The organism is Peribacillus sp. NPDC006672, assembly GCF_050274955.1.
Taxonomy (GTDB): Bacteria; Bacillota; Bacilli; order Bacillales; family DSM-1321; genus Peribacillus.
This window is the reverse complement of sequence record NZ_JBNNOR010000002.1, coordinates 473309-486733: the sequence shown is the minus strand read 5'-3', so window position 1 is coordinate 486733 and position 13425 is coordinate 473309. Positions and strand designations below refer to the sequence as shown.

At 38.8% G+C, this 13425-nt stretch carries 12 protein-coding genes and 1 pseudogene; 7 read left to right on the top strand and 6 right to left on the bottom strand.

The features are described from left to right. Window positions 1-146: 146 nt before the first annotated feature. Entirely contained in the window at window positions 147-1226 is a 1080-nt protein-coding gene (locus tag ACQKKK_RS05800; protein ID WP_427614734.1) for a YkvI family membrane protein, read from the top strand. Window positions 1227-1394: 168 nt separating this feature from the next. Next, complete coding sequence (locus ACQKKK_RS05795; RefSeq protein ID WP_427614732.1) at window positions 1395-2810, top strand: SpoVR family protein; 1416 nt, start codon at window positions 1395-1397, stop codon at window positions 2808-2810. Window positions 2811-3227: 417 nt separating this feature from the next. Here the strand turns inward: ACQKKK_RS05795 and ACQKKK_RS05790 are convergent, their stop codons facing one another. Then, window positions 3228-4028: a SurA N-terminal domain-containing protein gene (locus ACQKKK_RS05790; protein ID WP_427614731.1), complete on the bottom strand. Its 801-nt coding sequence runs from the start codon at window positions 4026-4028 to the stop codon at window positions 3228-3230. Between the two features lie 625 nt (window positions 4029-4653). Here ACQKKK_RS05790 and ACQKKK_RS05785 point away from each other — a divergent pair. Then, window positions 4654-5859, top strand: coding sequence for a metallophosphoesterase family protein (locus ACQKKK_RS05785; protein WP_427614729.1), 1206 nt, complete (start codon window positions 4654-4656; stop codon window positions 5857-5859). A 360-nt stretch (window positions 5860-6219) separates the two neighbouring features. On the opposite strand, the gene ACQKKK_RS05780 is transcribed toward ACQKKK_RS05785, so the two are convergent. Genes ACQKKK_RS05780 through ACQKKK_RS05770 form a run of 3 tightly spaced genes read right to left on the bottom strand, consistent with a single transcriptional unit; the run spans window position 6220 to window position 8753 of the window. Then, window positions 6220-6774 carry a TVP38/TMEM64 family protein gene (locus ACQKKK_RS05780; protein WP_427614727.1) on the bottom strand — a complete coding sequence of 185 codons (555 nt, stop codon included), beginning with the start codon at window positions 6772-6774 and terminating at the stop codon, window positions 6220-6222. 1 nt (window position 6775) lies between these two features. Then, the gene (locus tag ACQKKK_RS05775; protein WP_427614725.1) at window positions 6776-7450 is read right to left on the bottom strand and encodes a response regulator transcription factor; all 675 of its coding nucleotides are present in this window, start codon (window positions 7448-7450) and stop codon (window positions 6776-6778) included. Continuing rightward, window positions 7425-8753, bottom strand: coding sequence for a sensor histidine kinase (locus ACQKKK_RS05770; RefSeq protein WP_427614723.1), 1329 nt, complete (start codon window positions 8751-8753; stop codon window positions 7425-7427). Before ACQKKK_RS05770 ends, ACQKKK_RS05775 begins: the two co-directional genes overlap by 26 nt. An 870-nt stretch (window positions 8754-9623) precedes the next feature. On the opposite strand from ACQKKK_RS05770, the gene ACQKKK_RS05765 reads away from it, so the two are divergent. The 3 genes from ACQKKK_RS05765 to ACQKKK_RS05755 all read left to right on the top strand — a co-directional run bounded on the left by ACQKKK_RS05765 (window position 9624) and on the right by ACQKKK_RS05755 (window position 11658). Continuing rightward, the gene (locus ACQKKK_RS05765; protein ID WP_427614721.1) at window positions 9624-10358 is read left to right on the top strand and encodes a hypothetical protein; all 735 of its coding nucleotides are present in this window, start codon (window positions 9624-9626) and stop codon (window positions 10356-10358) included. After that, entirely contained in the window at window positions 10355-10933 is a 579-nt protein-coding gene (locus ACQKKK_RS05760; RefSeq protein WP_427614720.1) for a hypothetical protein, read from the top strand. Before ACQKKK_RS05765 ends, ACQKKK_RS05760 begins: the two co-directional genes overlap by 4 nt. A 248-nt stretch (window positions 10934-11181) precedes the next feature. Further along, window positions 11182-11658, top strand: coding sequence for an Lrp/AsnC family transcriptional regulator (locus ACQKKK_RS05755; RefSeq protein ID WP_125161023.1), 477 nt, complete (start codon window positions 11182-11184; stop codon window positions 11656-11658). A gap of 33 nt (window positions 11659-11691) precedes the next feature. Here the strand turns inward: ACQKKK_RS05755 and ACQKKK_RS05750 are convergent, their stop codons facing one another. Further along, entirely contained in the window at window positions 11692-12249 is a 558-nt protein-coding gene (locus ACQKKK_RS05750; protein ID WP_427614718.1) for a chromate transporter, read from the bottom strand. Beyond that, window positions 12249-12836, bottom strand: coding sequence for a chromate transporter (locus ACQKKK_RS05745; RefSeq protein ID WP_427614717.1), 588 nt, complete (start codon window positions 12834-12836; stop codon window positions 12249-12251). The genes ACQKKK_RS05750 and ACQKKK_RS05745 overlap by 1 nt, the downstream gene beginning before the upstream one ends. A 269-nt stretch (window positions 12837-13105) precedes the next feature. Here ACQKKK_RS05745 and ACQKKK_RS05740 point away from each other — a divergent pair. Further along, a pseudogene (locus ACQKKK_RS05740) lies at window positions 13106-13332 on the top strand (gamma-glutamyltransferase); the annotation flags it as partial. Between the last annotated feature and the right edge of the window lie 93 nt (window positions 13333-13425).

Genomic DNA, 13425 nt, shown 5'->3' with positions numbered 1-13425 from the left:
GAATAAAAGGACCTCCCAGCTTCATGGACATCGGCCTGTTAACTTGAAGCTGGGAGGATATTAGACAACAGGATAATGATGAACGGGAGGATATTTCATTTAACTTAAATTGTCAGAATAATCATTTAATTGAGGTGGGGTCGGATATGAAAAACAGTGTAAATCTTGCAGGGGCATACATTGGAATCATCATTGGGGCAGGCTTTGCTTCAGGACAAGAAGTATTACAATTCTTCACTAGCTTTGGAATCTACAGTGTATTTGGAATTGTGGTGGCGACAGCCTTATTCGCATTCTTAGGCATGCAGGTTACACAATTGGGGAGCACTCTGCAAACGCGCTCCCATAAAAGCATCATCGAACATATTTGTGGCCGCTATTTAGGCAGGGTGGTCGATGTTATTATCACATTTTTCTTGTTTGGCGTTACAGTCATTATGATTGCTGGTTCCGGAACGATTTTTGAAGAACAATTCGGGATTCCCAGTATAGTTGGTGCAATTGTCATGACAGTGCTGACGATTGGCACGCTCTTACTTAATGTTAATAAAATAATGTCCATCATTAGTGCTGTCACACCGTTCTTATTCGTTATCATGATTATTATTTCAGGTTATTCATTTTTCACATCCGATCTAAGTTTCAATGAAATCATTTCATCTTCAAGTAAAGGAAATGCTGCAACTGGAAATTGGATGATGGGTTCATTACTTTATGTTTCATATAATATGACTGCCGGAATTGCCATGCTAGCCGTAATGGGAGGGACCTTTAAGAATAAGAAAGAAGCAGGTATGGGAGGCATTATGGGAGGTATCGGATTGGGGATCTTGCTATTCTTGATCAATATGGGGATGTTGTCCGACTTGAGGGGCATAGAAGGCTCAGGAATGCCTACCCTGCAATTAGCTAATCAGATTTCTCCATGGTTGGGTTATATCCTATCAATCGTCCTTTTAGGAATGATTTATAATACCTCGGTCGGAATGCTGTATGCATTTACAGCCAGATTGGTGCCTGCCGACACGAAACGCTTCAAGATATCCGTGATTATGGTAGGGATTCTCGCCTTCCTTGCAAGTTTCGTTGGCTTCATAAAATTGGTTGGAACGGTATACCCCGTCACAGGATATTTAGGCTTTGTAATCATTGCAGCGCTTTTCATTTCCTGGATTCGGTCTAAAGCGAAAAAGGGGGCAGTAAATACGGAATGCGCAAAATTATAATAGAGAAGGGAAATTAAGATAGAGTACAGAACGGCTTGAATCATTTGAACAGACATCTTCTTTATGAAGGTGTTTTTTTATTATCGAGGATCTTTACTCATGATCACGGCATTTTTCCTCCTTTTTTTCATACATTAGTTTAAAGGCGGAAGACAAGGGGGATATCGGATGAATGGAGCGGAGCAAAAGGCTCTGGAATATGCCATTAGTGAAATTACAGAAATAGCAACTGGATTCGGGTTGGATTTTTACCCGATGCGTTATGAAATTTGCCCTTCAGAAATCATTTATACATTTGGTGCCTATGGGATGCCGACCCGTTTTTCTCATTGGAGCTTTGGGAAGCAGTTTCATAAAATGAAACTGCAGTATGACTTTGGATTAAGTAAGATCTACGAACTGGTCATTAACTCTAATCCTTGTTACGCTTTTCTGCTGGACTCCAATTCACTAGTACAAAATAAATTGATTGTTGCTCACGTTTTGGCCCATTGTGATTTCTTTAAGAATAATGTACGTTTCAATAATACCAATAGAGATATGGTGGAAAGTATGTCGGCCACGGCAGAAAGAATCCGTGACTATGAAATCCTGCATGGCAAAAAGGAAGTGGAAACCTTCCTCGATGCACTTTTAGCCATTGAAGAACATATCGATCCGTCGCTGATGAGACCGAAGCTTGCCTGGACGATGGAAGATGAGGAAGAAGAAGAGGAAACGAAACCGGCAGCCACACAATACGATGATTTATGGAATCTTGATAATAAGGATAAACCGAAGAAATCCAACATTAAAAAAAGAAAAAAATTCCCGCCAAGGCCTGAAAAGGATATTATGCTTTTCATTGAACAGTACAGCAGGGACCTATCCGATTGGCAACGGGATATCATGACGATGATCAGGGAAGAGATGCTTTATTTCTGGCCGCAGCTGGAAACGAAAATCATGAATGAAGGCTGGGCATCCTACTGGCATCAACGCATAATCCGTGAATTGGATTTATCCTCAGGGGAAGCCATTGAGTTCGCAAAACTGAACGCAGGTGTCGTTCAGCCATCAAAGACCAGTATAAATCCTTATTATCTTGGATTGAAAGTGCTTGAAGATATTGAAGAACGCTATGATAATCCAACCGAGGAAATGATCAAGCTGGGCGTTAAGCCTGGATCTGGCCGGGAAAAGATGTTCGAAGTCAGGGAAATCGAATCGGATATTTCCTTTCTCCGCAATTATTTGACCAAAGACCTGGTCATGCGGGAGGATATGTATTTATTCCAAAAGCAGGGCAAGGATTATAAAATCGTCGATAAGGCATGGGAACAGGTTCGTGATCAACTCGTCAGTATGAGGGTTAACGGCGGATTCCCCTATATCACAGTAAATGATGGAGACTACATGCGTAATGGGGAACTTTATCTAAAACATTGGTATGAAGATATTGAACTAGATCTAAAATACCTCGAGAAAGTCATGCCATATATCCATCAGCTCTGGGGACGCTCCGTGCATATGGAGTCAGTCATGGAAGGAAAAGAAGTCCTGTTTTCTTATGATGGAAAAGGTATTCACCGGAAATATTTATAAAGCGGAAAAAACTGCCGGTCACTCGGCAGTTTCAGTTTATAGACAAAAGGGGTTAGGAATTAAAACATTCCTAACCCCTTTTGAAATTTCCTTTGAATTTTGCTCAATGATTACCTTAGATCAACTGGTGCCAGCGAACCATTTGGTATCGGAGAAAGAATCGAACGGTTCTCTAAAACGGGCTTATAAAAAATGAAAGCCGTGAGGGATGTTTGTCGATAAAATAGAATAAATCGCTTGATTCATTTCATGCCATCAGCTCTTTTCTTCAAAAGGAATTGAGTCAATGTGCCAGAATCGAGGACTTTGTTGCAGTTTTGTTAGTAGGATGACCATTAATCAAAAAAACTGCACCTCCAATTGTTAGATGTTGTCTAACAATTGGGATGCAGTTCAATTTGGCAGCTCTTCTAGTCATTAAATCTTAATATCGACCTTAGCATTTTTCTGAAGTTCTTCCACATGTTTCACAAGCTTTTCTTGTTTCTTTTGCTGCTCTAGCTGTTTCTTGATTTCCGGCTTCATTTCTTCAAGTTTCTGTACCTCCTGCCCGCTTTCCTTAGCTTGCTTCTCATACTGGGCGTAGTACTTTTCAATTTCTTCATCAGTTGCTTTCTCCACTTTGATCTCTTTTTCAACGTACTTCGTATATGGAATATTCTCTGCGATTTGAGTATTCAACATTTTTGAATTCAGGCCTGCTTGTTTCATCGCTTCCTTGAATTTCTCTTCACTTCCATATTGCTCTTTGATTTGGGCAAGTTGCTTTTCGATTTCAGCCTTGGAAGCTGTATAGCCCTTTTTATCAGCAGCTTGAAGAAGCAATGTTTGCCCTACTAAAGAGTTGAGAGTTTGCTCTTTAATTTGTTTGGCTCCCTCTTTGGATGTTGGGTCTTGTCCGAATTGCTGCATCTGCATTTGTGTCGTGGACAAAACGGTATTATATTCCACACCTGAAATTTTTTCGTCATTGACGATGGCCACGGTTTTCTTTTCATCCACCTTTTGCTTATCTAGTTCCTTCTGCATTTCTTCCATCTTTTTTTGCTGTTCCTCAATTGCTTTAGCCGTTTCTTTCTCATCATTCTTGTTTTGCTGATCCTCAGTTGTTTTAGTCTCTTTCCCGTCACTTTTTTTATCAGCTTCATCGTTCGATCCACAAGCTGTTAGAACAACTGCCAATAATCCAATAACGATTGGGTACAATAGTTTCTTCATATTCAGTCTCCTCTCGTATTCAATGCTAAAAAAATCATCTAATGCGCATTATAAAGGAATTTCCCATTAAAACACAATATATTCATTCTTTTTTCCAGAAAACAGGAAGATAGTATAGGCATTTTCTCATTATATTGGGTATAACATTCAAGGAAATGAACCAATTTACCCTACATCGATTCAATAGCTGAAAAGAGTTAGTCAGGCCGGCATACACGAACAAAAGGGAAAGCACTTCGATCCATTCATAGCGGAGACTACCTTCTATTACCGTATATCCCCGATGAATCAGTAAGGATTTTTTGATATCTCACATTCCTTCTTCTATTGTTTTCTTTACTTACCTTTCATATAACATTAATACCCCACTAATAATTTTATCTTATTATGAAGTAAGAACTGACCTTTATAGGGTGATCTTCGATAAAATGTAAGTTTGTAATAATATATATACAAATCCAATTTTTTACATGGAAAACAAGCAGACTTTGTTTATCGTAATGGTTCTTTTGAATTGGAACTACATAGTTTTTCTTCATAATCTTTTGTATTCCTATATGCTTACCATCGTATCGATAGCTTTATCCCTATAAAACAGTTACTAGAAGAGAATGGGGGATTTTTTTTGAAAAATCAAGAACCATATGAAGGATTGGATAGACGGAAATTTATCAAGATTGGAGGAATGAGTACACTTGCCTTAACACTTGGATTCTCTGGACTTTCAGATGATTTATTTAGCACTAAAGCACTGGCGGAAGAAAAAGATGACATTACTCTTCAATTTAATCGTAATGGAAAATTAAAAATCGTTCAATTTAATGATACACAAGATGATGAACGAATTGATCGAAGAACATTACAGCTTATGGAGAAAGTGCTTGATACAGAAAAACCTGATTTTGTTGTGATTAATGGAGACATTATTACGGGTGGATGCGATACATCTATGGAGATGAAGCAAGCCATTAACAATGTCGCATATCCTATGGAACAAAGAGGAATCAAGTGGGCCATTACCTTTGGAAATCATGATGAAGATTCTACCCCGACGGGCGGTCTTAATGAGGAAGACATGCTTAAAATCTATCTTTCTTATAAATACAATATGAACAAGCCTACTGTCGAAGGTATTACTGGGACAGGTAACATGAATTTACTTATAAAGGATTCAAAAGGAAAAAAGGCAGCTTTCAACCTCTGGCTTCTTGACAGTGGAAGATATGCGCCAAAAACCATTGCAGGTCAAGATTTCCAAGGATATCCGACTTGGGACTGGCTTCGTTTTAATCAGGTTAATTGGTATTATGAGACGTCAAAGAAATTAGAGAGAAAATGGAGAAAAAAAATTCCTTCTCTCGCTTTCATCCATATTCCTCTTTGGGAACACAGGTTTATGTGGTATGCGAGCGTAGACCAACGAACAGACTCTAATCATGAGATTGCCGTTAAAAAGCATAGTATAGTAGGAGAAAGAAATGAAGAAGAGTGTATGGGACCAATCAACGGGGGACTGTTTTCAGCGATGCTGGAGAGAGGCGATGTCAAGGGCGTATTTTGCGGTCATGATCATATAAACACTTACGTAGGCAATTATTACGGAATCCTGCTTGGTTATGCGGGCAGTACTGGGTTCGGTGCTTATGGCCTGCCGGGAGCAGAAAGGAACAGACTACGCGGAGCCAGAGTATTTAATCTTGATGAAAATACAACTGAGGTTCTAGTAGAAACTCACATGGTATTCGCGAAGGACTATGGCATCGACTTGACACCTAATGATCAGAGTATTGATCCAGTGCCTCTAGAAAACAACAAGAAAATTAAAATGTAAAGCGGCAAAGAAGTTTTAAGAGAGCATTGTTTCCATTTACTAGATTTTTGTACAGAATTGTTCTATAAGGCGAATTTTACCAATTGATTGATCGTTAAATAAAGGAGCAATTCTTTAATTTATATTTATCGAGCTGAAAATCGGGCGCATTTCTTGAATAACGAAATTATTGATTTATCCGTATCAAATATAATGTTGTAATACTACAAAAAAGGATAGATAAAGCTGATTGGTTCCGTTTTTATCTATCCTTAAATAATGTTTGACATTATTTATTACTTCTTTGTTATCAAAATATTTCATCATAACTTTGACTTATAATGAAAATATCAGATAATCTTCTTTTTACATGGTCTCCTACTATTTCATTTCTTTAATCTTACCTCTTTTAAAGTAATACAAGAGTACGAGGATCAAAATCAATAATATTAGAACAATCCTTACATCGTTCGAAGCCTTCATTACTTGTGTCACCGAGTACGCCTCGACAAGGAGGGCAGGCAGTTTTCCGATGGATGTGGCGAGGAAGAAAACCATCACTCCCGTCTTGCTTAATGCTGCTGTAAGGTTGATCACGCCGGATGGTATAAAAGGTAGGATTCTAAGCATTAGGATCATCCAAAATGCATGATAGCCTTGTGACTTTTGCAGCAACATGGCCCACCGGTTCTTCATGAATTTGGGTTTGAATGTTTGAAATCCCTTTCGATATAACCAAAAGCTGACCACTGCTCCTGCAATTTCTCCCATGTAAGAAAGGGCCACTCCCTTTTCAAATCCAAATCCGGTGATATTGGCAGCCGTGATGAATGCGCTTGGAATAAAACCAAGAACGCTAATCAATATGTTCAATACTAAACTTACAGCAATGAAAAAGGGTCCGCTGGATGCTAATGCATCAGAAATGAAATCCATATCAATCCACAGAACTCCATTTATATCCGATGCCCCAGACCGTTTTCAAATGTTGGTCTACTGGAAAACCTGCATGGCGCAATTTTTCTCTAATATTGCGAATATGGGAATCGATTGTCCGATCTTCCGTATCCGTTTTAAATCCCCATATGGTTGAAAGCAGGTGATCTCTGGAATACACTTGGTCAGGGGATTTTAAAAACAAGCACAACATGGAAAACTCTTTTGGTGTTAATGGGATGGTTTTGGAATCATAATCCGCTTCATAAGCGGATTCATTTAAATGTAACCCCTTAAAGAACATACCTTGGTGATTAGGTACTCTTCGTGTAACAGCTTCAATTCTGGCGAGTAAAACATTTCCATTAAAGGGTTTCGTTACATAATCGTCCGCACCCTTTTTCAACCCTTTCACCATTTCTTCAGCAGCATCCCGGGCGGTGAGCATGATTATGGGAATATTGGAAAATCCCCGGATCCTTTCGCATGTTTCCCACCCATCCATCTCAGGCATCATTACATCAAGAATGACTATGTCAGCATGTTCATGCTCTAAGAACAGTAAGGCTTCATGTCCAGATTGCATCTTAATGCATGTATATCCGTGAGGTATAAGGTATAGCTCTATAAGATCAAGCATTCTCTGTTCATCATCGACAAGAACCACTGTCTTCATATTTTATCTCCTTAAATGTTATAGTGAAGCACGTTCCTTGCTCTAAATTGCTTTTAACTGAAATGGTTCCACCTTGAACTTCCACTAATTGCTTGACGATGGAGAGCCCCAATCCGAATCCACCGGTATCTCTAGAGCGTGATTTCTCGACACGATATAATCGGTCAAAGATATGGGGTATATCTTCACTTGGAACGCCAACCCCTTGATCGATTATGGAGATGGAAATTTTGCCAAGCGATTCAGTGGCTTGGATGGTTGTGACTGTATATTCGTTCGAGTACTTCAGTGCATTATCCAACAGGTTTAGAATGACTTGCTCAAACCGTGACGGATCAATATCTATGAATAAATGATCCTTGCATTCCAGATACAATTGAATTTTTTTATTTGTAAAAGCTGGTAACACTTTTTCATGAATGGTTTGCAGGAATGAAGAGAGCTGGACGGTTTCTTTTGAAATCGTAAATGTATTTACATCCATTCTAGCCATATTGAATAGTTCGTCCAATAATCTGTTTAATCGTTGGGATTCATCATGGATGATCTCTAAGTATCGTGATCTTTCGGATGCATCCAATTCTTTTCGGCGGGCAATATCAGCGTACCCCTTTATATAAGTTAGCGGCGTTCGCAGTTCATGAGAGATACTTGCCAAAAATTCATTGCGTTCCTTCTTTAAATAGTTCAATTCATTAGCCAAGCTTTGAATAGAGTGGGCAAGTTCCCCAAGTTCATCATGAGATCGTACTGGTACAGCCACTGAAAAATTCCCTTTACTGAGTTTGGTGGTCGCTTCCTTCATCGCAATAAGCGGTCTAGTCAAAGCTTTTGAAAGAAAATAAATGGTGATTAGCATGAAGAAAAGGAGCAATACAGTTGCAAAGAGGAAATGTCTATTCAATTGAGCGATTAAATCTTCAACATCCCTTGTATCTTTGAACATATAGATATAGCCTTCATTTTTTTTATCACTGATAAATGGCGTAACTGTAGCTATATACCTTTCATCCTTCCAACTTGATTGGATGATGAGACCCTTTCGTGGTACTTGGGGGAGGGTTTTTTCTAAGATTTTTTTCATTCCCCCATTTACCTTTTCGGAAGATATCAGAATATCTCCTCTTGTATTCATTATCAAGACATCTGTATCGGTATGTGATTCCATCAGGGCGATATGCTGAAGGGTTGAGTTGGAATAAGTGATTTCCAACACATCACGATGACTATTGCCACGGGCTTTCAGTGATTCCAATTCTTGATTGATACGGGAATGGATTACTTTATTATGTAAGTAAATCATTGAAACGGTTTCCATCAAAAAAATGCAAACAAAAATACATAGTCCCAACTTAAAGGAGATTTTCAAAATATTCACCTTCTTATTCGATGGAGTAAGTTTAGCGAAAAAGTATGAAGAAAGTATGCAGTTTTTTTACAATTGCTTCGCATTCTCTTAATCAACGATAATCCGAATGATGACAGGTTGCAAGAAGGACAACATTTTTTAATGGACCCGAACTGTCAAGTTTTGATATATGGAAATGGGAATCAGGTTGTATTTTGACACTTCCTACAAATAACAAAACATGAATTTGCTGCGCAAAATCAATTGGGAAATATATAGCACTTTTGGATAGTGCCGGACTATTTTCTTCCATGCTATCATTCATTATTTTTAGAGGCGGTGAGAAACCTTCTTCAAAAGAACGCGGCGCACCTTATTTTAATCACGTATAACAAGTTGAAACTGCCGATAAAAATCGGCAGTTTTTTTATTTTAGTCTATACAAAATGTTTTGCATTTAGGAAACATTTTGTTGCGATTGAATACTATGTAAAAAAAGGAGCTGATTCATATGAGTTGTACAAACCGTACACAAAAAAAAATAGTGGCTTATTCCGCATTATTCAAAAAAATGGGCATTCTCAATGATGAGGAATACAAAAATATCACGAGGACCTTTCAAACAAAGGATTGATGATGGGTACATTGATATTCATACACTTTTATCCTGCATTAAACGGGCTGTAAACCCCCGCCTTCAATTTATGAGGAGGGGGATTGCAGTCATACTCATTTGCACCCTTTAGTTACAAAAAAAGGTATATATGGTATGGTTAGGGGTTCGTGTGAAGGATAAAGTCGATAAAAAGGAGAGTATTAGATAGAATGAAGGGAATATTTGACGTAGAAAAATATATGCATGCACCCTCTTTAATCCTTATAGCATTCAGTTACATGCTGATTAGTATAGCATTTGCCATTATTTATAAAAAACAAGAAAGTCCTCCTAAGGCATGGAAGGCTCTCGTTGTGTTTGTACTAGGAATGATCACTTATAGTTTTACTTTTAATCTATCAGATGAGGTGGTTAGTGTACCCGTTGTCCCTATAGGAGTTGCCCTATTATCATGGTTATTGAGAAGGAAAGGAAATGAAGGGCGGTGGCAGCGATTCCGTCGATTTGCCTGGCTCGGATTCTTATCGAATTTCATCTTTTTGGGTGCTTCACTTTTAGCCATACCGCTGGATGAAATGATGTATCCTAATGCTGACATATCTACATATATGATGGACGTTAAAAGTGCTTCGCTGATGGCGACGCATCCGAACTCCATTGAAGTCACTTTGAATAAAGAAGAGTTGGAAAGTCAAATGAACAAGATGAAACAAAAAAAGATCGAGAGTGAATCTTGGTATTACGGAATCAATGAAGATAGCGGGTACAAAGAAATGTTCCCTTATATTTTGAAAGGTACCGTTCCTAAAAAAGGAAGAGGTTTTGAAACACTCATTTTCATTGAAGAAGATGGAAAGGGTCTACTGATTACACCTAATAAAGGGCATCAGGTTTACTACAGGCTAGAGGAATCCATTTTGACTGGAGGTGCGTTAGAAGGATGACTAAAAAAACAAAAATAATAGTTCTCATTACGGCTTTTATATCGATTGGAGGTATCCTTTCATTTGTTCGATTTCCAAAAGCGCCGGAACCCTTCCTATCGGACAGACAAGTCATCGAACGAATAAACTCAAACTTCTCTGAGGCTCAGCCGATGGTCATACAAGATCAAATCTTTTTGGATGATACACATGTGTTTGTCCCCTTTATTAACGTAGATAACGGGTATGGGATGAGCTTTTGGGTCTGGAAGCGAAATAAATGGAGAGTGGCTTCTGTGGAAAATAGCGGTCAGCCACAGGCTTGGAATGGAGAAGAAAAATCTTTAATCATGTGGAATATAGATCCGAAAGATGACATTTCCGAAATCAGGGTTTTTATGAAAAAAGATAGAGATTTTATGGTATCGGATGGCATAGCTACCTATCAACCTGGAATAGAAATGATGCACAGCATTGCGCTTAATGGAAAAACGTACGGAGTCGGGAGGTATCCTGACAATTGGCGATTAATTTTTATGATAAGGATGGGAATGAGACAGTTCCTGAGCACTCCTTTAACGGAAATGGCTATATGACAGGAGATAACTTTGTGAATGTTCCTTTCCTTGTTCAAGCGGATGAGTTGGAGGGGGCCTATTGAAAAGGGGCTGACAAAATTAGCTTGCCATTACATGTATCAGTTTATATATTTGGCTATTGATCATTCATAAAATCCGCTGTTTTTATAATGGAGCTTAATTTTGAAAGTAAAAAGGAAGATTGTTGTGATCCGGTGCTATTCTCTGCGATAATGGAATAAGAAATCGAAAAGGAGCTACGTAGGATGGCAGAGGACTTTAAGATTCCCGGCTTGAAAGTTGATGAAATCGATAAGAAGATCATATCGGTTTTACATGAAGATGCACGAATTTCGTATACCGACTTAGCTAAGAAAGTGGAACTCTCCAGAGTGGCGGTTCAGATGAGGATTAATCATCTTGTTGAAAACGGTGTGATCGAGAAGTTCACTGCGGTCATAAATCCAGCTAAGGTTGGCATCCATGTTTCGGCATTTTTTAATGTTGAGGTTGAACCTAAATATTTGGAATCGGTCGCCCAGCAATTAGAAAGTGAACCGGCTGTAACGAGCTTATATCATATGACCGGTCCGAGTAAACTTCATATGCATGGAATATTCACTGATAATCAGGAGATGGAACGCTTTCTCAATGAGAAGCTGTATGCGGTCGTAGGTGTTGTCAGCGTAGATTGCCAAATTCTCATTAAACGTTATAAAAGCAGGATGGGCATGAAGCTTTAAATAAAAAAATCCCCCGATTAGGTGGATTTTTTATTATTGTATGAGTGGGATGATAAAGCCGCCGTACGCAAAGGCAAGAATGATTACGATTGCAGGGTGAATCTTGAATTTACCTAAAGCCAAGAAGGCCAATCCAGCGATGACGATTGAATGGATGTAACCGATGGAACCGACGGCATCAGCGGCCATATTCCAGGTGAGCAATAACATCATGATTGTAATCACGGGCTGCACAAGTAGGGACATGCCTTTTACGATAGGCGATCGCTTGTATTTTCGCAGGATTTTTAATAAATATATCAAAGCAACGGCTGAGGGGATGATGGTGCCTGCCAATGCAGTTAAAAATCCTGGCCAGCCATATACATCATATCCGACATATGCGGCTATTTTGGTGGCAATCGGCCCTGGAAGTGAATTTCCTAACGCAAGCATTTGTGAGAACTCGGCATTATCAAGCCAGCCGTAACGGGTGACAATTTGATCATACATAAGCGGAATCGAGGCTGGACCTCCGCCGTAACCAAGAATATTGGCTATGAAAAACGCTAGAAAAACAGCTACACCAATTGGAATGATGATAAGACCCATTAAGCGGAATCCTCCTTCCTATCACCCTTTTTATTTTTCAATCTATTTCGTAATTTAAAATGGAACGCCCCATATAAAAGGAAGATCATAATGACGATACCTGGATGCAGGGAAATGATCTGCAGAAGTAAAAAGGAAATCGCAAAAAAGGTGATTCCAAGCACCTTTCCTAAACCTTTAATCGACTTTTCGCCAAACTCATAAGCCATTTGGCCAAGCATGACGGCGACAACCGGCATTACAGCTGCGATCATATTGCTGATCATTGCTGAATTACTTAAAACATTAATGAACGCAATCAAGAAAACCATCGCAAAGCACGAAGGTAAAACGTGGGCGGCCACACTCACGAGGGCTCCCGGCCACCCTTTTAATTTATAACCAAGATACGCTGCCATCTTAGTGGCAATCGGTCCTGGGAGTGTATTGGCGATTGCCAAAGTGTCCCCGAATTCATCATCATCGACCCAGTGATAGCGGGAAACTGCTTCGTGGCGGATGAGCGGGATGACAGATGGCCCGCCGCCGAAGCCTAAAATCCCCGTCCTCATCATCCCTACCGTCAATTCCGTATATGGATTTTTCAAAACGATTCCTCCATGTTTTAAAATTTAGAATTCATTTCCAAGATTATGAATTAATGATAACAAAAGTGCTTTCGAAATGTATATAAAATTTTGATAATAATTACGTAATGAACGAATGATTATCTTTTTTTAATAAAATAGGATGATTAATATGAAAAAAAACATCTTTTTGTCTTGAAAACTTAAATTTGAATTACGTAAGAACAAGAAACAAGATGTAATACAATCATCATTAATTTTCTGAGAAAACAAATAAATGGAACGAAAGTATGGTGGTAAGCCCTCATTATCTTGCATCGATGGCAGGAATTAAAATTCTTGAAAAAGGGGGGATTTCTTTTGATGTGGCAGTCAGTGCCTGTTTGGGTGTAGTTTACCCGCATGTGACCGGGCTGGGGATACTTTCTGGCTTATATATGAAAAGAAGGATGGAAAAACTCGTGCTAATAATGGAAGTGGACGCTCCGGAAACAATGTCAATCTTGAAGCATATAGATTATGCATCCTTAAATAATTGATGCAAGATTGCATAAAAATATTAATCTATTAAATAATCTGTATATTGTAATTATTGGGAATGTATCGATAA

Excerpts from the sequence above, each read along its gene's own strand:
- ACQKKK_RS05795 (WP_427614732.1), top strand. The coding sequence starts at position 1,395 with ATGAATGGAGCGGAGCAAAAGGCTCTGGAATATGCCATTAGTGAAATT.
- ACQKKK_RS05800 (WP_427614734.1), top strand. The coding sequence starts at position 147 with ATGAAAAACAGTGTAAATCTTGCAGGGGCATACATTGGAATCATCATT.
- ACQKKK_RS05790 (WP_427614731.1), bottom strand. The coding sequence starts at position 4,028 with ATGAAGAAACTATTGTACCCAATCGTTATTGGATTATTGGCAGTTGTT.
- ACQKKK_RS05775 (WP_427614725.1), bottom strand. The coding sequence starts at position 7,450 with ATGAAGACAGTGGTTCTTGTCGATGATGAACAGAGAATGCTTGATCTT.
- ACQKKK_RS05770 (WP_427614723.1), bottom strand. The coding sequence starts at position 8,753 with ATGATTTACTTACATAATAAAGTAATCCATTCCCGTATCAATCAAGAA.
- ACQKKK_RS05780 (WP_427614727.1), bottom strand. The coding sequence starts at position 6,774 with ATGGATTTCATTTCTGATGCATTAGCATCCAGCGGACCCTTTTTCATT.
- ACQKKK_RS05755 (WP_125161023.1), top strand. The coding sequence starts at position 11,182 with ATGGCAGAGGACTTTAAGATTCCCGGCTTGAAAGTTGATGAAATCGAT.
- ACQKKK_RS05750 (WP_427614718.1), bottom strand. The coding sequence starts at position 12,249 with ATGGGTCTTATCATCATTCCAATTGGTGTAGCTGTTTTTCTAGCGTTT.
- ACQKKK_RS05765 (WP_427614721.1), top strand. The coding sequence starts at position 9,624 with ATGAAGGGAATATTTGACGTAGAAAAATATATGCATGCACCCTCTTTA.
- ACQKKK_RS05760 (WP_427614720.1), top strand. The coding sequence starts at position 10,355 with ATGACTAAAAAAACAAAAATAATAGTTCTCATTACGGCTTTTATATCG.